The sequence below is a fragment of the Nonomuraea sp. NPDC002799 genome (assembly GCF_053592075.1).
In genome coordinates, this window is record NZ_JBSFVA010000008.1 from 1 (window position 1) to 22,222 (window position 22,222).

General features: G+C 64.0%; 16 protein-coding genes and 1 pseudogene. 13 read left to right on the plus strand and 4 right to left on the minus strand.

Annotated elements, in window-relative coordinates:
• Positions 1–541: 541 nt before the first annotated feature.
• Positions 542–973, minus strand: a complete 432-nt coding sequence (locus ACWD0F_RS16995; RefSeq protein ID WP_449876336.1) for an Imm1 family immunity protein — start codon at positions 971–973, stop codon at positions 542–544.
• A 2-nt stretch (positions 974–975) separates the two neighbouring features.
• A complete protein-coding gene (locus tag ACWD0F_RS17000; protein WP_449876338.1) occupies positions 976–8,487 on the minus strand; it encodes a LamG-like jellyroll fold domain-containing protein in 7,512 nt (2,503 codons plus the stop codon).
• Positions 8,488–8,956: 469 nt separating this feature from the next.
• Between ACWD0F_RS17000 and cas2e the strand changes: the two genes are divergently transcribed.
• The 13 genes and pseudogenes from cas2e to ACWD0F_RS17065 all read left to right on the plus strand — a co-directional run bounded on the left by cas2e (position 8,957) and on the right by ACWD0F_RS17065 (position 19,847).
• On the plus strand, positions 8,957–9,208 hold the full coding sequence (gene cas2e, locus ACWD0F_RS17005) for a type I-E CRISPR-associated endoribonuclease Cas2e (protein WP_449876340.1): 252 nt from the start codon (positions 8,957–8,959) through the stop codon (positions 9,206–9,208).
• 31 nt (positions 9,209–9,239) lie between these two features.
• A complete protein-coding gene (locus tag ACWD0F_RS17010) occupies positions 9,240–9,371 on the plus strand; it encodes a hypothetical protein (protein ID WP_449876342.1) in 132 nt (43 codons plus the stop codon).
• Between the two features lie 18 nt (positions 9,372–9,389).
• A pseudogene (locus tag ACWD0F_RS17015) lies at positions 9,390–9,806 on the plus strand (2'-5' RNA ligase family protein); the annotation flags it as partial.
• A 1,124-nt stretch (positions 9,807–10,930) separates the two neighbouring features.
• Entirely contained in the window at positions 10,931–11,755 is an 825-nt protein-coding gene (locus ACWD0F_RS17020; protein WP_449876344.1) for a hypothetical protein, read from the plus strand.
• A gap of 748 nt (positions 11,756–12,503) precedes the next feature.
• Complete coding sequence (locus tag ACWD0F_RS17025) at positions 12,504–12,929, plus strand: hypothetical protein (protein WP_449876346.1); 426 nt, start codon at positions 12,504–12,506, stop codon at positions 12,927–12,929.
• Positions 12,930–13,066: 137 nt separating this feature from the next.
• Positions 13,067–13,228, plus strand: a complete 162-nt coding sequence (locus ACWD0F_RS17030; protein ID WP_449876348.1) for a hypothetical protein — start codon at positions 13,067–13,069, stop codon at positions 13,226–13,228.
• Between the two features lie 157 nt (positions 13,229–13,385).
• Entirely contained in the window at positions 13,386–14,429 is a 1,044-nt protein-coding gene (locus tag ACWD0F_RS17035; RefSeq protein ID WP_449876350.1) for a DUF4192 domain-containing protein, read from the plus strand.
• Positions 14,430–14,434: 5 nt separating this feature from the next.
• Complete coding sequence (locus ACWD0F_RS17040) at positions 14,435–15,883, plus strand: ATP-binding protein (RefSeq protein ID WP_449876352.1); 1,449 nt, start codon at positions 14,435–14,437, stop codon at positions 15,881–15,883.
• A 242-nt stretch (positions 15,884–16,125) separates the two neighbouring features.
• Entirely contained in the window at positions 16,126–16,470 is a 345-nt protein-coding gene (locus tag ACWD0F_RS17045; protein ID WP_449876354.1) for a hypothetical protein, read from the plus strand.
• A 20-nt stretch (positions 16,471–16,490) separates the two neighbouring features.
• Positions 16,491–17,552 carry an integrase core domain-containing protein gene (locus ACWD0F_RS17050; RefSeq protein ID WP_449876356.1) on the plus strand — a complete coding sequence of 354 codons (1,062 nt, stop codon included), beginning with the start codon at positions 16,491–16,493 and terminating at the stop codon, positions 17,550–17,552.
• Positions 17,467–18,567 carry a DUF932 domain-containing protein gene (locus ACWD0F_RS17055; protein ID WP_449876358.1) on the plus strand — a complete coding sequence of 367 codons (1,101 nt, stop codon included), beginning with the start codon at positions 17,467–17,469 and terminating at the stop codon, positions 18,565–18,567. The genes ACWD0F_RS17050 and ACWD0F_RS17055 overlap by 86 nt, the downstream gene beginning before the upstream one ends.
• 91 nt (positions 18,568–18,658) lie before the next feature.
• Positions 18,659–19,141 (plus strand): hypothetical protein, encoded by a 483-nt coding sequence (locus tag ACWD0F_RS17060; protein WP_449876360.1) that lies wholly within the window; start codon positions 18,659–18,661, stop codon positions 19,139–19,141.
• 364 nt (positions 19,142–19,505) lie between these two features.
• Positions 19,506–19,847, plus strand: coding sequence for a histone-like nucleoid-structuring protein Lsr2 (locus tag ACWD0F_RS17065; protein WP_449876362.1), 342 nt, complete (start codon positions 19,506–19,508; stop codon positions 19,845–19,847).
• A 182-nt stretch (positions 19,848–20,029) separates the two neighbouring features.
• Here ACWD0F_RS17065 and ACWD0F_RS17070 read toward each other — a convergent pair whose 3' ends face one another.
• Complete coding sequence (locus ACWD0F_RS17070) at positions 20,030–21,328, minus strand: C40 family peptidase (RefSeq protein WP_449876364.1); 1,299 nt, start codon at positions 21,326–21,328, stop codon at positions 20,030–20,032.
• Entirely contained in the window at positions 21,325–22,221 is an 897-nt protein-coding gene (locus tag ACWD0F_RS17075) for a replication-relaxation family protein (protein ID WP_449876366.1), read from the minus strand. Before ACWD0F_RS17075 ends, ACWD0F_RS17070 begins: the two co-directional genes overlap by 4 nt.
• Between the last annotated feature and the right edge of the window lies 1 nt (position 22,222).

Below are 22,222 nucleotides of genomic sequence, written 5' to 3' on the forward strand. Positions count from 1 at the left end.
CTGGACCCGACCGGCAAGGGCCGCAAGCGTTGGATCACCCGCTGGAAGGCTGCCCTGAACGCCTTCGCCATCACCTTCGAAGGCCGCCTGACCCCGATCACCCGCTAATCAAGCAAAATCGAGATACACCACTGACTGGACACACCCGAGCTGCGTTTCCTTGCCAGGACTGTCTGGCCGGGTGGTCGTTGTCTACCGTGTGAGCGAGCGTGCGAGGCGGTGGTGGCGATGGGTTTGTTACTGGAGGAACTGGCGCAACGGGAAACGGCGGCGCGTCGACGGATCGAGGGGATCCGTGAGCAGATCGCCGAGCTGAACCAGCAGCTCTTGAGGCCGAGGAAAGCCGGTTGTCGCAGTTGGTGATCGCCAGGGAGACTGTAGGGGAGATCCTGGACGAGGCGACCCGGCTGGTGGAAGAGCCCGAGCTCTCAGCCGGTAGAACCGACGTTGGTCCGCCGAGGCGGGTGGTCGGGGTGGCGATTGGGGGCACGAGTGGCGGTGTTTCCGCAACCATTCACACCATGACTAAACGACATGGAAATCATGGCTGTACCAACTGCCATTGCACACAGGTTGGACGCTGTCCTCCCGAAAGCAGAAACTCCTTAAAGGCCTGACGCACAAGGTCGATCGAAATTTCGGAATGGACCGGAAATTCCGTCGGATGTCCTTGGATATAATAGATCGGCTGATCATGAAATTCTGGCGACCCCGCCGTCACGACATTCCCATCGGCATCAAGGAATGCAAGAATTCCCACTTGGCGATCTCCGTCGGCTCCTACCAAAAGCTCGTGATCGGGATATCCAGAAGGCATGCGCTGCCGCTCTAGAGAATGAATTTGAGCGAGGTTTTGGAGAGGTGGACCCGTCAGTAGCTTATCGATTAGAGCATCGGCTTCCTCGGGTGTGGTGAGCAGTGCTGGCGCATTGCCGTGCTCCAACTGATATCGCGCTTCTGCCCCGGCATTCATGGCTAGCGCCCTCCATATGTTCGCTCATTCCAGCTGCCGCTTGAATCTTGCCAGTGTACCGTAAGCTTACGCTTATCCCCAAGTAGGGAGTCAAGCACTTGGTCACAGCCCAGCATGACCGCGCAGGGGCCTTCGGGCTTGTTGATTATCAGATTCGCATCTGTGATTCCGTCTCGCTCCATGATAGCAGCAAATTTTTGCTCGACATCACTTGCGCGCCAAGAGGTAGCCTTTCCCGGCAACATGCCTTGCTTTTGAAGGGTGCCGTTGACCCAAGCGACCAAGTCGGCATCTGCTTTCTTATTACCGCTGGTCAGATCATATACAGCTCCATTGGCAGCCACGGCGTGGCCGGACGTCGCGGCGCCTTTCTCGTAGACTGGGAGATGGGCTGCCTCACCCACGCGATTAAACGGGAAACGTCCACCTCCGGGCAGTGCCCCCCTGCCTATTCCCGTGGGTGGATAGCCGCAGACGAGCGTGGCTCCGTCCGGCAACGTTCCTGCCGATGGCTGAGGGCATGTATCCCAAAAACTCTGCCCGTCCCGGTACTCCTTTGACAGCGGATCGCCGAACGGCTGATCGCATTGGCCATCAGACTGGCATGGATTAGCCGGGAAGAACGGATTTGTGAAATGAGAGAATCCGTCGACCCATCCCCAGAAATAATCCCAGCCGTCGCCTTCTGGTGCGGTGGGATGCCCTATTTCCAGTGGTGCGCCGCTGCCGCCACCCGAGGGTAGATCGACAGGGGTTACGGTCGGTGTGCCGGATGTAGAGCAAAAGGTACAGGCGGATGCGCCGTTACCTGAGTACGGATTGCTGGGGTAGACAGCCTCGCTGAGGCCGCCCTCCAGTTCGGGAGGAAGCTCATCCTCGGTCTTCTTGGGCGTCTTGGGCTTGGGCGCCGGAGTCTTCTTGGGGGCCTTGACTTGGGGGGCCGTAGTCTTCTTGGGGGCTTTAGGCTTGGGTGCCGGGGGCTTGGGTTGGCTCTTTCCGGCAGTTCTAGGCGCCGATCTTGGAGTGCTCTGGGCGTTGATCGGTGTGCCGCCGCAGCTACTGTTGCCACTCTTGTAAGAGACTTGCGAGCGGTACCAGCTGTAATCTCGGCCGTTCCCGCCGCTGGAGTTGTCACGGGACGTGTTGCCGCCGCCGTTGCTCCCGCACGGGGCGTGTCCGGTCGGGTCTCGGTAGATGAGGGGAGTGGCGTTGCCGTAGGTGTAGCGGTTGGCCTGCACGGATGGGTTGGCGGGAAGTGTCCAGTCATCGCGGCTGGCGAAGCTGCCGGTGCTGGGCTGATACCAGCGGGCGTGCATGTTGATGTTGCCGGTGTCGGGGTCGGTGTATTCGCTCTGGTATCCCAGGTTGGCCTTGGCGCCGGATTGGGCGGTGACTTCGCCGAACGGGTTGTAGGCGGTGGTGGCTGCTAGGGCGGTGCCGGAGAAGGTGCCGGCCAAGTCTTGGTGAAGGTCGGTAAGCGCGCCGAGGGCGGGGGTGGTGCCTTCCTTGATGCTGATCAGGTCGCCGAAGGGGTCGCGGCCGTAGCTGGCTTGCACAGAGCCGGCCGGGTCGGTGATGGCGATGATGTCGTTATCGAGTCCGGCGTAGACGAACCGCTGCTGGCCACTGCCGCTCTTTTGGCGGGTAAGCATTCGGTCGAAGGCGTCGTAGGTGTAGGTGGCGTCGCCGTCGTTGATGAGCCGGTCGAAGGCGTCGAAGGTGTAGTTGCGGGTATTGCCGTTCTTGGCCTGGGTGGCGAGGGTGCCGCGGGGGTTGTAGGTGTAGGTGCTGCCGTCGCCGGCGGTGAGGCGGTTGCGTTCGTCGTAGGTGTAGGTCTTGTCGCCGGCTTTGGTGCGGTTGCCTGCGGCGTCCCACTCATACGCCGTGGTACTGCCATCGGTGCCGGTCCAAGAGGTGATCCGGTCGGCGTGGTCGTAGCTGTAGGCGTTGCTGCCAGCTCCGGCGAGGCCCTCGGTGACCTTGGAGGTGAGGTTGTCGTCCTTGTCCCAGCCATAGGTGATTTTGGAGAGTTGGCTGCCGTTGCTGTTCTTCAGCGTGTGCGTTTCGGGCCGGTCGAGGGCGTCGTAGGTGAAGACCTGGGTGTTGGCGGGGTTGGCCGAGGTGATGGTGGTGAGCCGGTCGGCGCCGTCGTAGTCGTAGGTGTTGGTGCGGCCGCTGACAGGGTCTATGACGGTCTTGAGCCGGTTGTCGGCGTCCCAGGTGTAGGTGCTGGTGCCGGTGACGTCGACCCGCTGGGTCGGGTTGCCGAGGGCGTCGTAAGCGAACGCGGTGTTGGTGCCCGACGGTGCGGTGACGTTGGTGAGCAGGCTGCGGTCGTTGTATTCCAGCTTATGGTCGCTCACCGTGGTGGGCCGGTCGGCCAGGTCGTAGCCGTAGGTCTTGTCGTCGGCGACAATGCCGGCCCCAGACCCGCTGACCTTGGTGATGCGGTTGAGCTGGTCGTACTGCTTGTCGTGGCGGACGCCGCCTGGCTGGATGAGCGCGGTCTCGTTGCCGGCCGCGTCGTAGATGTGGGTCCAGGTGCGGTCGGCCAGGTCCGGGTGGGCGGTGGTGGCCGGTTCGGTGAGCGTTTCGATCAGGCCGAGGGTGTTGTAGCCCGTCCAGGTGGTGTTGCCGCGGCCATCGGTGATGCGGGTTTGGGAGCCGGTGGCGTCGTAGCCGAAGCTGGTGGTGATGGACTTGCTGTCGGAGACCGGCTCGACTAGTTCGACCAGCAAGTCGCTGGCGTCGTAGCTGCGACGGGTGACATGACCCTCGCCGGAGGTATACGTGGTGGCGTTGCCGGCGGCGTCGTAGCCCAGGCCGACGGTACGAACCGTCCCACCGGTGCTGTTCAGTCTCTTGATGCTGGTGAGACGACCGACCAGGTCGTAGTCGCCGACCATGGCGTTGCCGAGCGCATCAGTGGTCTTGGCGGGCCGTCCGGCCAGGTCGTAGGTGTAGCTGGTGGTCTGGCGCGCAGGGTCTGTAACTGTTTCGACCTCGCCGGCCGCGTTGGGCTTGAAGTCGGTGGTTTTGTCGCCCGGCAGGACTTCCTTGGTGAGGTAGCCGGCGTCGTTGTAGTACAGATTGGTGGTGTAGGCCGCGCTGGTGGGCTTGCGTTCGAGCGCGGTGTGGGTGATCTGCCGGCCCAGGTCGTCGTAGGTGGCCTGGGTGCGGGCTCCCGTCGGGTCGACCGCGGTCAGCTGTTCGCCGAGGAGGTTATACTCCGACACCCACTGTCCGACGGGCTGCCCCGGGGCTGCGGGTGGGTCGGTGACCCGGACCGGGTTGCCGAGCGCGTCGTACTCGGTCGTGGTGATTTGTCCGCGCGGGTCGGTGACCTTGGTCAGATGTCCTGCGGCGTCGTAGGCGTAGCCCACCTTGGGGGTGACCTGGGTGCCGCCGGGCGGCGTGTACGGCATGGCGGTCTGGGAAGTGCGGCGGCCCATCCGGTCGAAGACTGCGGTGGATAGGCGGCCTTCCGGGTCGATGACATGGGTCTGCCAGCCCGCGCTGTTATATCCGATCCGGGTTGTGGGGCGACCCTGCTCGGTGGTCCCGGCTTTCTCGATCTTGACAGTGGGTGCTTTGATCTCAATCAGGCGGCCGAGCGCGTCATAACTGTTGGCGGTGGTGTGGTCGGCGGCGGTGGCCTCGTCGGCGTTACCTCGCGGGTCGGTGGTCGCGGTGGTAAGTCCGCGGTCGTCGACCGTCCAGGTGGTGGTCAGATCCTGATTGCCGTTTTCGATCGTCTGCCGGGTCAGGATCCTGGCAGCGTTGTAGGCGTAGGCAACGATCTCTTGGCGGGTGCCGCCCGCTGTGCCGGTGTGCGTCTCTTTGATGGTCTGGTCGTTGGCGTCGTATTCGAAAACGGTCTTGCGGTTGAGTTTGGCAGGATCGAGCGTGGCCGAGGTGAGACGGTTAGCGGCGTCGTAGTCATACGCCGTGGTGGTGATCCCGCCGCCGGTCACCTGGTTGATCAGGTTGCCCGCCTTGTCGTAGGTGTTGTTCTCGAGGGTGACATCCTTGGTGGTGAGGTCGGGGTTCACCTTGACGTCGTCACCGATCACCTGCGATAGCAGGTTGTCACCGAAGTAGGTGTAGGACGTCTTGCGGCCCATCGCGTCGGCCTGTGCGGTCAGGCGCCCGCCGGGGTCGTACGAATTGGACTGCAGGACGATTTCCTTGGCCGCCTGCGGGTCAACCGGGCTGCCGGTCCAGTTCTTCAGCGTTACCGTGGCCAACTCGCCGCGCGGGGTGTAGGTGTAGCCGAACACCGAGCTCAGCTGATCGGTGCGGGCTGCCTGCTGGCCGAACGTGTCCCAGGTGGTGCGGACCACGCCGCCCTCGGGATCGGTCGTGGTCTCCTCGTGGCCGAAGGCGTCGTAGGTGTAGGTGGTGGTCCGCTCAGCGTCGCCGCCGGTCAGGTCCTTGATCGTTACGATGAGCGTGTTGCCGTCGGCGTCGTAGCCATAGCTGGTCTGGGCGGTGTGCGTGACGCTGGTGATCTCGTTCTTTACGCCGGGTGCTGTCGAGGTGGTGGGTCGACCGATGGCGTCATAGGCGAAGGTGGTCGTGACACCGTCAGGTTCGGCATCGGAGATCTGGGTCTGCGCGGTCAAGCGGCCCAGCGCGTCGTGTTCAAACCTGGTAACCAGCCCGGACGGATCGCTCTGCTCGGCCAGGTCGCCGGCCGCGTCGTAGCGCAGCTCAATGGCGTTCTCCTTGGGGTCAGTGCGAATCTTGACCAGGCCGGGCGGGGTGGTGCCGCCGCCGAGGGCGGGTTCGCTGCCATCGGTATAGGCGATCGTGGTGGAGCGGCCGTTGGGGAAGTCAGTGGTAGCAGGGGTGGTCTGCTTGGTCACCTGGCCGTGTGTGTTGTACTCCCACCTGGTGGCGTAGGTGTTGCTGGTTGCATCGGAGGAGCGGCCGTCGCGGAAAGCCAGTCGCTTGCCGTTACGCGGGTCGAGGTCGTCGTCCTCGTTGACGTAGTAGTCGTAGTAGGCGTACTGGCAGTCGTTGGCCTTGCGGCAGGATTTTGCCTTGATCAGATTGCCGCGTTTGTCGTTCCACCCTCTAAACACGTTGCCGTTCGGGTCGGTTGTCTTGATGGAGAAACCGCCGGTGTCGTACTCGAAGCTGGTTTTGGCGCCGACCTGGTCGGTCATGTACGCCGGCTGCTCGTTGCGCAGCGAGTCGTAGGCGTAATCCAGGGTGCCACCGCGCGGATCGGTCAGCGTGATCTTGTAGAGTTGCTCGACCCAGTCGATCTCGAAATCGCCCAGCTGCCAGAGCCCGCCGTGTCGGTCGGTGTAGGTCAGGAGCCGGTCGGTTGCCGGGTCGTAGGTGTTCTTGGCCCAGATCCGTCCAGACGGCAGCGTGACTTGAGACAGTTCGTGGCTGACCTTGGTCCGAGCCGCCCAGTGAGTTTGAATTTCGGCGTCTGTCAGCGGCTTGTCGTAAAGCGCGAACTCGTCAATCGTGCCCTGGAACGGCCAGGCGCCCTTCGCGGTGGGGCCGCCGGGGACATCGGACCACGAGCTGGCCCGATCGCCGCTGCCCACGAAGGCGTACGCACGGTTCGTGCCCTTCAGGGCGCCATTCAGCTCGCCGACCACCTGACCGTCGAGGTAGAGCTTCTGCTTGTCGCCCGCCACGGAGAGCACCACATGATGCCACTGGTCGTCATTGACCGGGCCCGCCGACGTGATCGGCGTATACCCGGACTCGCTCAGCTCGCCCAGCTGCCCACGTAGTCGCCCATCCGTCCCCACGTATAGGACCGGTTGTGCCGCACCGAGCCCAGCGCCGGACCCATCGGCTGAGAAGATCAGGCCGGGCTGTGTAGTCTTGATCCAGCCTTCGATGGAAACCTGATTCCGGACGCGGTCCAGCATGTTCACCGGCAGCATCATCGTGGACTTAGTGAAGCCTGCGGCGGTGTCGGCGCTGCCCTCCAGCGCTCCCGGTTGGCCGACCGTCACGTTCGTGTATTGGCCGCTGATTCCCTCGCTGCCGAGGTTGGCGGCCGGCTTGTACTGCGCATCGCCCAGCCGCCAGTAGCCCAGCGGTTCGGAATCGAGCACCAGGCCCTTGTAACGGGACCCATCGCCGTAGCTGTAAGTGGTACAGTTCGGCGCGGCCAACGGCGTGCACACCGACGTCAGGTTGTCGCCGGTGTAGCCGTAGGTCCAGGTTTGCGTTTTGCCGTCTACCGGGTCGGCAGACACGGTGGCTACCCGCGGACCGTTCCAAGTGAAGTGCAGTTTTCTGCCGCCGGCGCCGGTCACCGTATCGAAGGTGCCGTCGGCGTTGTAGTCCAGCGTTTGCGCCCGCCCCCGATCGTCTTCGAGCTTGAGCAGCCGCCCGGCGTCGTTGAAGACGTACGTCGTCGAGGTGGTGTCCTTCAGGCGCCACCCGCCGCCGTCTACGTCCGCCAGCGCGTCCTTCATGCCGGGCGGTGGCTGGTAGGTGCCATCGCCCCTGGTCGCGAACCGGACCCGGCGGCCACTGGCATAGGTCATCAGCAATCCGGTGATGGATGTCCCCGACCGCTCGGCCACCACATTCATGTCCCAGGCCGTTGACCAGCCGGCCCCGAAGATCCCGTCAGCGCGTGAGTCGGAGCTGTTGTACGTGCGCGTCACCGCCAGGGTGGGACCGGCCACTTGCACCTGTGCATCCACCGAGGTCGTGGTGTAGTTACCGTTGACCAGGGAGAACTCCTCCTGGTCGCCGACACGCTCACCCAGATGGGAGCTGTTGAACGGCTGACGAGCCCCGGTGGTGATGAGCTGCTTGGCGCTCGTGGCGACCGCTTTACTTTCCGAGTCCACCACACGGACCCACCACTCGTACTGCTTACCCCACTCCAGCGTTCCAGCGGGGACGAGCCACGTGTCCATGTCCGGTTGGGCGCCGGAGTCCCAACACGGCGGAGTCGGAAGAGGAGTGCCCGCATCTTCCTCGTCCTCTTCCGGCTTCTCACAAATGTTGTACGTGTACTTCATAGTGCTCAAAGGATTTTCAGGCACACCCAGGCGCTTAGCCCGGACGGTGAGCAGCGGAGTCGTTGTTCCCACCAACGATCCCGCTGCGGGATACGCGTCATTGATCAACGGGAAGGTGCCCGCCGCGGTCGCTTGATCCTGCTGTTCGGCACGTTGAATACCTGCCGGCAGATCCGACCCCGACTCAGCTTTCAACGCCGTCCGCGGCCACGCGCCGCCATCTCGCGGCAGGGCGCCCTGCACGGGCGGATCCTCCGCCCCATTCGATGTCGTTGCCGCAGCGGACGTGACCGTCAGGCTCGGCAAGACATCCGCCGAACCCCGTTGCTGCGTCGGCGTCGCCACGGTGCCCTGCGTGACGCTCGCCTCACCGCTCTGGGCCGCCTGCGCGGAAACGGGCACTGCCGTCAGCGAGAGCAACCCTGGCAGGCCGGCGACCAGCACAATGGCCGTCGATCGGGAGAAAAGGGCACGCGAAAACAACCGGCGCAAAGCCGTCACACTCCGAACCACAACGAGGGACACCACGACGGGTGCCAAACGTCGCTCCACCCACCCGGCAGGTGCGACCTGACTCGTGCGGCTCTGGAGCCCTAGGAAACGGGAGAAGCGTAGCTTACGCATGATCAAGCGACAAGAGTCAATTTTATGGGGCAAGTAGGACAAGATGTGACGTACGGGATGGCGAGGCGATTAGAGCCTCATCCAGGCTCGCGCTTACATCTGTCAGGGCACGGAGGAGCGGACCCCTGCCAACCATCCACAGGTAAGAGCGATCATCGTCAGCCGACGCCACGACTACCCTGTGGGGCTCAAGAACTCGAATGGGTGTAGCGCTTCCGTAGTGACTGGTTCGATCAAAGCCTGAGGGTGTATTCGTCCTGGTGACGGTGGCGGACGCTGGTTCTCTTGGTCGACGTGGAAGGTTCAGTACGGGTCTAGGTCGTCAGCGAGATGAGGCGGACGACCGATGACTGTCATCGTTCTCGTGGCCGCCCCAGAAGGGATCTGCGGGCACCTCACCCGCTGGATGGTGGAAGTCCGCGCCGTTATGTTCGTCGGCAACCCCAGCAAGCGCATCCGCGATCACATCTGGAAACTTCTCGCCTACCGGATCGGCGACGGCCAGGCCATCCTCGTCGAACCCGCCTCCACGAACAGAGCTGGGCAGTCCGTACCGCTGGGAAAGACCGCTGATATCCCGTCGACTTCGACGGACTGATTCTCTCTGCCCGCACCGGGTCGGGCGCGGCATGTACGCCTTCCACACCACCTTCCAGGACCAGCCCGCCCTTCACCGCCTGGTCGCGGCCTATCAGGCTCCGCTGTCCGCTCTGAAGGGCCTGGATCTGAACCCGCACCGGTGGCTGCACCTGACCATGTAGGGCGTCGGCTTCACCGACGCGGACATCACCGCCGTCACCGAGGCATCCATGGCCAGGCTGGCGGCGATGGGTCCTGCCCAGCTCACCTTCACCCGCCCTGTCACCGACCCCGAAGCCCTGCAACTCCACGTTGAGCCGGCCGACCACATGCGGGAGCTTCGGCGAGCGGTACGGCAGGCCATCGCCGACGTCTGGGGCCAGGAACGCGTCCCAGACTCCGAACAATGGATCCCACACGTCAGCATTTCCTACAGCAATTCCGATGGTCCCGTTGAGCCGTACGCGAAAGCGCTTGGCAGCGTGCGAGCCGAACCGGTCAGTATCGCCGTCCGCCATATCCAGCTCATCATCCTGGACCGCGACGAACATGTATATCGCTGGACCGCTCGGGTGGACATTCCTTTCTTTGCGACAGCAACCAACCAGCAGTTCTGAAGAGCCTCCATTTAGTCGTCAGGGTAGGAGAAGTAGGTTGTATGATCCTCGTCTCTTTCTGTTCGACTGTGTCGTGTGCCGCTGCCCCATGCCGCCTTGTATTAGCGGCTCTCGCCCCGATGCCGCTAATACAAGGGTGTCGGCACTTACTTAGAACGACAAGCTACATGTCACCTTCGTGCCCGTACTGAACCACGTAACCGGCAGGTAGTAGACATAGAAGTGATGAGTCCGAGTACCGTGGCCCCCCTTGCCGAGGGTTGAAGTGTATTGATATTCCCATTCGTAGGTTCCGTTGCCCTGGCTCTGTGCAATACATTGAGGCGGCGGGATGGCCGCAGGTGGTATGGGGCTGGCTGCTGCGGGGCCGGCTTGTGTTGTCAGGGCGATACTGGCTGCGGCCAGCGTCGATACCAACAGAGCGATCTTTTTCATGGAGCTAAAACTCACAGATCGAAAGTACTGGGACCAGGGCCATGACAGGGCATTAATAGGGCATTGACAGGTCATCGGGGCAGACGGGTTCCGTTGCGGCCCCTACGTGGCGAGCACGCCAGGCGGACTCTGGATCGTCCTGTCAAGGCGACCTCGTCGGGTTGACGCCAAGAAGCAATGCGGCTTCGGCCGAGACGGCCGCTCAAGTGCGCTCAGCGCGCCTTGACGATGTATCCGTTACCGCCTTTGCCTAGCGGATCTCTATGACATGCGTCCTCCGGTCTGGCCATGCCGTCAGTTACCCCATTGGACCCCCAGGTAGGCGTACCAGCGCCTCTCCCAATTAAGTCGCAGAACTGCTCAGGCGCAAAAGCCCAGTTCAGGAGCGCGTTTGTAGCCCTCTGACCGCTCCGACTCATGTCGCGGGAGCACTGCCATAAAGGTGCGGACCAGGAAGCAAGATGTCGTATCTCTTTCGATGAAAGCACGAATAACTACTGGTCCATCCTCAATAAATATTCTATTCAATGCTATTGAGAGTGGCGTTTTGCTTTTAGCGTTTGTCTTGAATGTCGGAATATTCTTTGCATCGACTTCGTTGATTCGATCTCTATTTTGAGATTTAATTGAATTGGTCAAAAGGTGAGGTGCCCGTGATAAGCCGGGCGCGAACGGATCGGAGAGCGGTCATGGGGAAAAGCGCAATCGCGAAGTCTGTTCCGACGAGCATTCCGGGCGGGAGCCTGACGCCCGAAGACATGGCGCGCGTCACGCCGGAGGACTGGATGGAGATCCGCAAGCTGGCTCGCGGCTACTGCCGCACGGTGGACGCCACGCGATCCCGCAAGCGCATGGACGGAAGCGCCACGATCGTCAAGGGCGGCCACGCCCCTTACGGCACCGACGACGTGTCCGACGACGTCAACCAAGACGCCATCCTTCTGTTCGCACAACGGCTCCGTGACGTGCTGAACAAGTACCAGGAGGCTCCCGGCAGCGGTGCGACGCGGGAAGCTCAGGCGTGGATCTACGTCCGGCGCGACGGTACGGAGATGACCATCACGCGAACCACGCTCTCCCGGTGGGCCGTCCGCGATGCCGCCGCTCGCAACGGCTACCGCGTGGACGTCCCGCCGGCTGAGATAGACGCGGTCCCGGGCGCCCAGCTAATGCGTGGGCTGCCGCACGCAGAGAACGTGACCCGTGCTGCGGTCGCGTTCTCTACAGCTCAACACAGCGCTGAGATCTTCCGTCAGGCATTCGGAGACGGGCAGGAGTTCCCCGTTCTTCGCGAGATCATCAAGAAAGCGGAGCAGGCAGAAGATCTAGGCCGCGCGGGGATTCTGGCCAACGTCGCCCAGAGCCGTGAGGGTGGGGCTTACGGCTCCCGCCGTGCGGTGATCCGTGTCAGGGACGCTGCACGCGCGGAGCTCCGGGAGCTTTCAGGGCGCCTCGATGATGCGCGAGGCTCGATGGTTTATGCGGCAGGGGAAGAGGCCCCTGCGAAAGACTGACGCGGTCACATAAGGGCTCCAGAGTGCGTTGCACTCTGGAGCCCTTTAGCATTTCCGCAACAAAGTGCTATGGGTGTGGACGGTCGAGCTGGTTCTAGGGCCGTATTTAAGTAGGAGCCCAACGTCTCATCGTGTGGAAAGGAATGCGCTCCGCGTCTGCATGGCGAAGTATGCGTACGTCGTCAAATAATTACGAAAACGCGGACGGTTGAGCTTGCTCTGCCACCGTATTTAAGTGAGGTCGAAGCACTGAGCATCGTCGCGTGTCTCCTGAATTGTGGCGCGTGGTCCGATGATGTCTACCGGGTAAGCGGGGCTAGCACCGGTCACTGCGCAGAGCCGGTCGCTTATCGCGTGCGAAGCTTCGCATTTCCCCCTGCTGATATTAACCGGGCGGTATGGCAGGCCCGCCCGGCGTCCCCATGCCTGTAAGGAGGTCCCTTCATGGACGCCGCCCCTGCCGAACGAATCACCATCGTGGTGCTGTGCCCGCAGTTCGCACCCGTTGCCCACGGGCAAGAGTGCTCCTTCCGGCATCTCTTCCTGGGTCCTGGACCTGATCGACCGGGGGATTGGAGCGGGACGGTCACCGATCTCAATCAGATTCGCGAGCTCTTCCCCGGTGTGCTGTTCCACAAGTGCCTGCTTGACGTGTTGCAACACGACATCTCGCAAGCCAGCTCTACTCCACCGGGTCAAGAATCGCCGCCACGTCAGGGTGAACATCGCCCGCGAGGAGGACACCCCTATGGCCGTTCTTGACGGCATCGCCCTTCCGCCGAAATGGCTGATCACGTCTCGGCTGCTGGCAGGCTGGCCGATCGACGCCGATCACACTCTCGAACTGTGGCCACACGGTCGTACGGCCGATGGACGCATTCGTTGGCTGTATCGGTTGGCTCACCGCAACCGCACGATCTTCTCTGCTACGGACATCGCATCGCCGGTCGGCATCGTGCTGTCCACCAGCGCTCTGATCTCATCAGCCATGACGGTGCTCAACTACCTGACTCTGCGCCCAGGAGATACCGAGGCCGAATACTTCGACGGCTACACCCGCACGCAGATCACCTGGCGTGATCGCTTCGCTGAGGAGCTTTCGCTGTACGCCCTGGAGGATGCGTGCGGGTATTGCGGCGGCAACCATCCTTCATCCGGGTGCGGGACGGAGTGAGCGTCATGCCGCCAAGCCCTCGTTCCACTCGATTCCCTGCCATCAGGATGGCCCAGCGCACTGCCTTCATCACCACTGGCGGGCTTTCGGCTGTATGCCACCCTCCAACCGAAACCGGGCGCCTTCCCGTCGAATGGGTGCACCGGTACGAAGCTGACTCACCGCACCTCGTGTACGTGGTGTTGTCCTACGCCACCCCCATCGCCTGGGTCCGCGTGGATGGGGAGGTGATCATCCCTGAGTGCCGCTACTCCTTGATCACCACCCGCCACCAGCGGCTCTGCCGTGCCTGGCTTTGATATTGGAACGTTCCAGATCGATTTTGTCCGGCCTTTGCCGGGTCTGACCTCGCCACCACATCCAGTCATCGGGCCGCGCTGGTTCCCTCACCGATTGCGCGGCCCGCTTGCTGTTCCCGCTCACAACCGCTGTCTCCAGTTCCGGAGGTGTTCTGCCGTGCTCGAAACCGTGCGTCTTAGCGACCCTGTCGACTACCTCGCGATCGCGCCTTACCTACTGGGCTTCCACCCGACACTGAGCCTGGTCATGCTCGTGTTCCGTGGGCAGGCTCTGGTCACCGGGGTCCGACACGACCTGCCCCGAAGGCCCGACGAGGCTCGTGACACCATCACCGCTTGCGGCCACGTCCTGGCTTGTAACGAGGCCGACGCGGTGGCAGTGATCGGGTACGGTCCAGCCGACCAGGTCGCCCCGCTGCTGGATGGCCTGCAAGAGGCGATCGCCTCCGCCGGGGTAGTCCTCGCACAGATGCTTCGCTGCGAGGGCGATCGCTACTGGTCGCACCTCGACACGGATCCGTTCGACGGCATCCCGTTCGACATCAGAAGCAGCCAGGCCGCCGCCGGTGCCGTCTTGGCGGGCTTGTCCGCCTGTCCGGACCGGGACGCCTTCGCCGCCTGCCTGGGGGCTACGGAAGGTCGAGACCGTGCGGCCGTACAACAGGCCACCCACGCCGCACGCGAGCGCGCCGCGACTCTCCTCACCAGTGCTCCTCCGCGCTATTGGTACGACGAAGGGTTGCGCCAGATCCACGACGCATTCGCCCGCAGCGCCGAAGATAAGCCGATCACGCCGGAGCAACTGGCGTGGCTGAGCGTGCTACTCACCTCCATCCTGGTACGCGATGCCGCGATGACGCTCCTCGGCACCTACACCGAAGCAGCCCACATCAAGCTGTGGGGCGAGGTAACCCGCCGAGCCGAACCCGGCTACGTCGCCGCCCCCGCGACCCTGCTGGCCTTCGCCGCCTACAGCACCGGCGCCGGAACCCTGGCCCGCATCGCACTCGACCGCGCCCAGGCCGACGACCCGCGTTACCGCCTCGCGGTTCTGCTGGACTACGGCCTCAGCAACTGCGAGTCACCGTCGGTAATCCATGCCATGCGAGTGACCGAGATGGCCGAGGTGATCGAGGAACAGGTCGTCAAGTGCCCGCTTGCCGCGCTGCCGCGGCTGCCCGAGTCCGTCGAAGGGCGGTGAGCGCGGTGACCTTCGCCGCGACCTCCTCAGCGGTCGTCATCGGACTGTCCGGACACATCGTCCGCATCGAGGCCGACCTCTCCATGGGGCCAAGCGGTTTTCACCTGATGGGCATGCCGCTCACCACAACCGCCGAAACGCGGGACCGTGTACGTGCCGCCATCATCAACAGCGGCTGGGAATGGCCTGACCAGCAGGTCACGGTCAACGTCCTCCCCGTTGGCATGCCCAAGTACGGTGCTGCCCTGGATCTGGCCATCGCCGTCGCCATTCTGGCCGCCGACGGTAAGATCCCTCTCCATCGCCTGACCGACACGGCGTTCCTCGGAGAACTCGGCCTGGACGGCTCCATCCGGCCAGTTCGCAGCTTGCCCTGCGCCATCCGAGTGCTGATCATGTCCGGAATCCGATGCGTCGCCATCCCGTTCGGCAACGCCGGAGACAGCCCCCGATGCGCCCTCATCCCGGCCACGTCATTGACCGAGCTGGTCCAACGCCTCAATAGCGACAGGCCGGCACCGCCCGGCTCGGGTGAGGATCCTCCTTCACTCGACCTCGCCGACGTTTCCGGCAACCATGCCGCCCGCCAGGCGCTGGAGATCTGCGCAGCCGGTGGGCATCACCTGCTCCTGCTCGGAGAAGGCCCAGCCGCGATGATGGCTGAACGCCTACCGGGCATCCTGCCGCCACTCGACGACATCACCGCCGCTCAGGTGGCCGATATCTACTCGCTGACGGAGAGCCTCAGGAACAGTAGGCGACCGCCGCTGTGCGCTCCGCACTACACCAACACCGCCGCCGCGATCTTCGGCCGCCGGAAAGCGAACGTGCTGCGGCCTGGAGCCGTGTCGCTGGCGCACGGAGGCGTACTGTTCCTGGACCAGGCGCCCGAGTACGCCCGCAGCATTCTCGACGGTCTGCACCTGCCTCTGGACAGCGGCGAAGTCATCCTCGCCGATCAAGCAGGCATTCTGCATCTACCCGCCCGCTTCCAACTCCTGCTGGCAAGTTCGTCTTGCCCATGCAGCGGTTCCTGCGTATGCGGACAGACGGGACGGCGCCGCTACCTCAACCGGCTCGCGACCCTACGCGAACGCATCGAGATCACCGCGCCGATCCACCCGCTCGACCGGCACGCGAAGCCGGGTGAGGCCAGCAGCACCGTGGCCGAACGGGTGGCGGCCGCCCGCGCCCGCGCTGCCCACCGGCTCGCCGCCTCCTGCTGGCGAACCAACGCTCAGATCCCGGCCATGGAACTGCGCACCACCTACCGCCTCAACCCCGATGCCCTCGACCCGCTGGAAAGCAGGCTCAGGTCCGGCGCGCTGACGCCCAGGACCCTGACCCGGCTTCTGCGGCTGGCCTGGACCCTGGCAGACCTACGCGCCGCCAACCGCCCGACCAGAGACGACACCCAGCAAGCCCTCCAGCTCTGGTACGGCGAGTCCGCCTAGCCCACACCACGCGCCCCGGTGGTCCACCTCCACCGGGGCGCCTTCGGCATGTCCACACCGCGTGATCGGAGAACTCATGTCTCGCGAATCTCTGACCTGGCTCAACCAGAACACCCTCATCGGCTTCACCGCCAAGCGTGGCTGGGTTGCGTCTGACTTCGTGATACAGATCCCGGAAAGAATCAGACAAGATCGGCGTGCTCCGAGAACTGCTACAACAGCAGGTCAAGGAGGCTCTGATCATGACCGATCTCGACCGTGGCACCGACCGCAGGGGACGGCGGGCCAAGCGGATACTCACCCCGCTGCAGAAGTACGAAGTCTGGTTGCAACTGATCCGTCAGGAGACCACAGTCGCCGGGGCGGCGATCAATTGGCAGGTCGACCCGTCCACGGTCACACGGATCAAGGCGGTCGCCAAGGAGGGCGCGCTGACGGCGTTGTCGGAGTCCAAGCCCGGCGCGCGAGCGCGCGAGCGGGACTGGGAGGTCGAGGCGTTGCGGGCCGACAATGCCCGGCTGGCCGAGGCGGTCAAGCAGATGGCGGTGAAGCTGACGCTGATCGAGGGAAAAGAGGGCTGGGGCTGAGCGGTCCCATCCCGGTCCGGGTGGAGGCGGCTGTCAAGGACGCGCTGCTGGACCTGGTCGAGCACGCCCAGCGCGAGGGCTGGAGTTTCCTGGACGCCTGCCGGGTGCTGGAGATCACTCCGCTGCGGGTCTATCGCTGGGCAGAACGCCGCGAGCGCGGGCAGTTGACCGATCAGGCTCCGGGCGGCGGGGCGGTGCACGGCCTGCTGCCGGCCGAGGCCGAGCAGATCGTCGCGCTGTTTCACGAGTGGGGCGAGGTGGACCGTTCGCACCGCAAGCTCGCCCATCGCGGTTCCTATCTGGGCCGGGTGTGGGTCTCACCGTCCTCGGTGCACCGAGTGCTGGAGGCCCACGGGTTGCGCGTGCGCGCCCGCCCACGACCGGGGGTCTCCAAGCGCAGGCCGTTCCCGGACTGGGTGGAGTACCGGCCGTTGCAGATCTGGATCTACGACACGACGCATTTCTCAGCGTGCGGGATGGCCGCGCTGGCGATCATGGATCTGGTCTCGCGCAAGTGGATCTGCGAGGTGGTCTCCGTCGAGGAGACCCACACCCAGGTCATCCTCGGCTTCACCGACGCGCTGGAACGCGAGGGGCTGCTGCCGTTGATCGCCGCCCGGGCCGACGGCCTGGTCGACGTCGGCACCGACCTCGACAACCCGGCCCGGCCGGTGCTGCTGGCGATGAGTGACAACGGGCCGCAGATGACCGCGGGCAAGACACGCGAGTTCATGGCGCTCTCGGCGATCGCCACCCACTTCGGCCGGCCCGGCACGCCGACCGACCAGGCCTGGATCGAGACGCTGTTCGGACACCTCAAGGCCGAGTTCCCGCACCTCACCAAGATCACTGAACCGGCGGTGCTACGGGCCGAGCTAGCTCGCGTTCGTGTCTTCTACAACGGCACCCGCCTGCACGAGGGACTGGGCTACGTCACGCCCGACGACGAGCACGAAGGCCGCGGCCCAAAGATCCGCAAAGCCCGGCAGGAAGGTCTTGAAGAATCCCGGCAGCACCGCCTGGAATGGCACCGGGCACACCGGGGCACATCACCCACACGGGGAGCCGACGATGCTGGCTGAAGAATCCGCGATCTGCATCATTAAGTCAGAAACGCCTCATGGCTCCGCCTGGCATTACCGCGCCAGCCAGCAGGGCGACGAGCCCAACCACTACACTGGCCCGATCCCGGTGGCCGACGTCAACCGGCGGTTGTTCAACTGGGAGCCCGTCGAGGGCACCCTGGAGACGAGTTATCTGACCGGTGACGGCGTCACCCGCGTGGCCGACCCCAGCCGCAAGACCATCATCCGCCCCGACACCGGTCACATACTCGGCGTCTTCAAGCAGGGCTTCCGCATCCACGAATACAAGCGCTGGCTCGTCGAGCACATCGAGACCATCCTGGACGACGATCTCGCCATCGGCTCTGCCGGCCTGCTCAAAGACGGCGCGGTGGCCTGGGTTCAGGTCGAGCTGCCCGACACCTGCACCACACCGGAGGGAATCGCGTACCGTCCGTTCCTGTCGGCCGCCACCTCCCTGGACGGCTCTCTGTCCTCGACGTACCAGACTGGCGCCCAGTTGATCGTGTGCGACAACACCCTCTCTGCGGCCCTCGCCTCCAGCAACGCGAAGCGTGTGAAGATCAAGCACTCGCGCAAGAGCCTCGATCGCATCGTCGACGTCCGCGACGCCCTCGGCATCATCCACCAGGCCGCTGACGACTTCGCCGCCGAGGTGCGCCAGTTGTGCAGGGTCGACGTCTCGCCGGCACACTGGCGCTCCTTCCTCGACCTGCACGTCCCCGTCCCCAAGGAGCGCGGACGGGGACGCACCATGGCCCAGACCAAGCGTCACGCCCTGACACGTCTGTGGGATCACGACGAGCGCGTCAGCCCCTGGCGCGGCACCGCCTTCGGCGTGCTCCAAGCCGTGAACACCTTCACGCACCATGGGCAAATCGTCAGGGGAGCCGTGCGTGCTGAGCGCAACATGCACCGTATGGTCACCGGAGACGTGGACGGGCTGGACCTCGCTACCGTTCAAACGCTGGAGAAGGTGCTCAGTCGCCCCATCCTGGCCAAGGCGGTCTGACTACGTGGGGGTGCGGGTCATCGTAATCGGTGGCCCGCACCCTGCCGTGTCGTGGCAGGATCTGAGGGAAAGCGGGGGTTCGGAGGACGCGATGAACGATGAGACGGCTGCGTTGCTCTTCGACGTGGTCGAGCGACTCGAAAAAGGCATCCTCGCCCGTGAGTGTCCAGCGATCGTCGCTCTCCAGGGAGAGCGTCGCCTCCTGCTCAGCGACTATGACTATCTTCGTGATGAGCAGTCCGCTACCGCTTTTGAAGCGCGCGCGGCTACGAAGGCCAAGGAGATCGCGGCGATTCGATGGATCTTCGCCGTCCCACAGGTGTGGCTGATCACGCCGGACTCGGTCTTCAGCCGCGCGGTTTCGAACCACCCTCTCCGTGCAGGTGAACAAGAGGCGATCACGTGGATGAGCTTCGATCACGGTGACGGCGTGGACTATGGGCGGGTGCCGTATACGCGCCGTCCCAGCGGAGAGCCCGTGTTCGACGAGCCGGAGGCATTCACGGTAGGGGTGCGACCCGCTGAGCACATGCCGGGCTACACGCTCCTTCAGGCGTGCTTCCCAGAAGATTAGCCTTCCGTCGCGGCTCCTGCAGTTGCGGTTACCAGAAGCACCTCAGTAGCAACGAGTATGGATCGTGCCGTGCGTCGGTCACCGAGGCTTTCGGACTTTCCGCGCGAGTACAACGGCAAGCCATCTGAATTTGGCTTCGATAGCCTGAGCGTCAGCTACGCATTTTGCCTGCGGATGCGATAGCCTCCCGCTGCAGTTCCGTGTGTAGTTCAGTGGCAAGGAAGCCCAACGCATGGGCGAATGATTTCATAGCCCAGTGCCAGTTCGCTGACTCGTTTCGTGGGCACGAAGGTGCTAGGCGGTTGCTGCCCTACTGAAGACCGTTGCAGTACACATCAGTCCGAATCGAGCGTGGAGCGCCAGCATGGCAAAGCAGATCATAGAAAGCTTTATTGACGACCTCGACGGAAGTAAGGCGTCTGGTACTACGAAGTTCTCGATCGACGGCACGATCTACGAGATCGACCTGTCGGGTCAGAACAGGAAGAAGCTGGAGAAGGCACTGGCTCCCTTCCTCAAAGCGGCCCGCCCTGTGAAGGGAGAGCGTAGCGGTCGTGGCCGGCGCGGGGCAGGGAGTAGCAACCGCGCCATAAGCCGGGAGAAGTCATCCGAGATCCGGCAGTGGGCCAAGGCTCAGGGCCTGACGGTGAATGAGCGAGGCCGTATCGCCGCCGCCATCGTGGAGAAGTACGAAGCCGCCCACTAGGACGTGTGGCAACAGTCCGCGAATCGGCCGCCGTGTTTCCGGAGCGCTGAGCACCGCGATGAACTAATGCCACATAGCCGCAAGCACGGAAGGGCCCGCGCCCGTGGCGCGGACCCTTCCGCTGACCTACTCATACCAATTGGTCAAAAGGTGAGAGCGGTCGGCTTCAGTTTACGCTGAGATCATCCAGGGCGTACTGCCCCTGCGAACTCGGTCTCTCGCTTCTCTGTCCAGTGCCCCACCTGTACCGTGCTGCCGGTGGTCGGAGCATGCACGTAGCGCTTGCCGTCGATGTTCAGAACCACGTGATGGATGGTGGCCGGGTTTTTCGGGTTGGTGGCGAAGAACACTAGATCGCCCGGCTTCAGTTGAGAGCGCGGCACGCGGGCACCCTTACCCCATTGGGATGAGGTGTGTCCGCCAATTTTCACGCCGGCCTTGGCCCAGGCGTATTCGGCAAGACCGGAACAGTCGAAGCCCTTCGTTCCGGAGCCGTGGCCGATGCCGTAGCTCGGCCCCATCGGACCGCCGCCGCCCCAGGAGTACGGCACTCCGATCATTTTGAGCGCGGCAGCAAGAGCGACCGCGCCGCGGCCGGACGTTCGGATGGCCGCGAGAGTTTCTGGGTCCAGGACTTGGCTGATCTTCTGTGACAGCTCCTTGCACAGGCGATCGGCGATGGTGTCGACGATCTTCTCGGCAAGTTCGGAAGTGTCCGCTCCCGCCTTGACGCGCTTGACCACACTGCGTAGGGCACCGGCCTGCAAGGCCATCTTGACATCGGCGACGACGGTGGCCCGGGGCACGCCCAGTGACGTCGCCAGTTTGATGCTGTCTGCCACCGCTTTGGCATCCGCCGGGGACAAGCCAAGGGTGTTGTGCGGTCTTCCTTTCCCCGGTGGTTTGGCGAGCGTGGCGACGAGGCGTTTGGCGTGGGCTTCATGCTTGGCGTAGGTGTCGGGGAAGGCTGATCGTTGGACGGCCTGGGCTACGTCGGTAAGGGGCCTTTTCGTCCAGTTCTTGATTTCGATCAGCCGGGAGAAGAAGGCCCGTGCGGCATAGCGTGGGTTGGAGACCTGGGCCCGTGTGCCCCAGCCGTACTGCGGGTGCTGCTGGAAGATGCCGAAGGCCTGACCGTGATCACGCTCGGTGTCTCCGATGAGCGCCGATTCCTGCAAGGCCGTGGCGATACCGATGACTGCGGCGCGGCGCGGTAGTGCCAGATCATCGGACGTGTCGATGATGATCCGTGCGTTGGCTACCTGCTTTGAGGTGAGGCGGAGTTCCTTGCGAGCTGCGTCGATACGTGAGGACTGCGTCTTCTTACTGGTGTAGGCGCAGACCGCTGAGGCGAGTTGTGCGGGGTCGGCCTGGGCTTTGGCGTACTGGCCTCCGCCGGCCATTCCAGCGATGACAGCGACGCTGGAGATCAGTCCTCCTCCTGCGGCGATGGCTTTGACGAGTCCGGCTTCGAGGATCATTCGCTCGCCTCCTCGGCCGTCTCTTCGGGGGCAACCTGCGGTCCGAGACCGGGCCAGTGCTTGGTCAGGTCTGCCAGCCGGCATCGGGGGTGGTCGAGGTCGGTTGGCATCCAGCGGGCTCCGGCGGGGCCGTCGTTTACCGTGCCGTCGACGGTGGCGGCGTGGCCGGTGGCGATCGGGACGAACATGTTGCCGGGGTGGTGCTTGAGCTTCCTGCGGAGATTGGTCTCACGGCGCTCACCCTGGACCCAGAACAGGACGGGGGTGACGATGCGGCTGGACTCGGTCAGCCTGGCGTAGCCGTCGAGTTTGTGGGCCACACGGTCGAGGGGCTCGGTGCCGGTGTCGTATTCGAGGAAGAACTCGATGTTGTGGTTGCCCTCGGTCCAGCGGCCATAGCCGTCCGGGCGTGCCATCGATCCCCATTCGGCGGTGCAACGGTGATCAGGCCACCAAGTGGTCAGTTCCGCGTTCGGATGACGGCGGGCGAAGCCGTACAGGCTGGTGGCGATCCCGTTGGCGCCCACGGTATGGGCCAGTCGCTGGCTGTAGACGATGCTGAGGACTCGGTCGCGGCGATATCCGAAGTCGCTCAGGTCGACGCCGTCCTCGGAAGCGAGCACCGCTGCGGCGGTCTCGCCGATGACGTAGTGGTACGGGGCGGTGCCCATGGCCGGAGGGAGGTTGGGGCGGAAACGCTCCAGGACACCCATGCGGGTCAGCGCGAGCAGTCGCCTGCGTGCGGCGTCGTCGGTGTCGAAGAACATCTCGCCGACCTGGGGTGAGGTCAGTACCCGGAAGTCGCGGATGAGGCGGATCAGGGTGCGGTCGCGCTGGGTGAGGCGGGCGGCCAGCTCGCCGAGCATGCGGGGGGTGTAGTGGGTTCTGGACATG

Excerpts from the sequence above, each read along its gene's own strand:
- ACWD0F_RS16995 (WP_449876336.1), bottom strand. The coding sequence starts at position 973 with ATGAATGCCGGGGCAGAAGCGCGATATCAGTTGGAGCACGGCAATGCG.
- cas2e (WP_449876340.1), top strand. The coding sequence starts at position 8,957 with ATGACTGTCATCGTTCTCGTGGCCGCCCCAGAAGGGATCTGCGGGCAC.
- ACWD0F_RS17010 (WP_449876342.1), top strand. The coding sequence starts at position 9,240 with ATGTACGCCTTCCACACCACCTTCCAGGACCAGCCCGCCCTTCACCGC.
- ACWD0F_RS17020 (WP_449876344.1), top strand. The coding sequence starts at position 10,931 with ATGGGGAAAAGCGCAATCGCGAAGTCTGTTCCGACGAGCATTCCGGGC.
- ACWD0F_RS17025 (WP_449876346.1), top strand. The coding sequence starts at position 12,504 with ATGGCCGTTCTTGACGGCATCGCCCTTCCGCCGAAATGGCTGATCACG.
- ACWD0F_RS17045 (WP_449876354.1), top strand. The coding sequence starts at position 16,126 with ATGACCGATCTCGACCGTGGCACCGACCGCAGGGGACGGCGGGCCAAG.
- ACWD0F_RS17060 (WP_449876360.1), top strand. The coding sequence starts at position 18,659 with ATGAACGATGAGACGGCTGCGTTGCTCTTCGACGTGGTCGAGCGACTC.
- ACWD0F_RS17065 (WP_449876362.1), top strand. The coding sequence starts at position 19,506 with ATGGCAAAGCAGATCATAGAAAGCTTTATTGACGACCTCGACGGAAGT.
- ACWD0F_RS17070 (WP_449876364.1), bottom strand. The coding sequence starts at position 21,328 with ATGATCCTCGAAGCCGGACTCGTCAAAGCCATCGCCGCAGGAGGAGGA.
- ACWD0F_RS17075 (WP_449876366.1), bottom strand. The coding sequence starts at position 22,221 with ATGTCCAGAACCCACTACACCCCCCGCATGCTCGGCGAGCTGGCCGCC.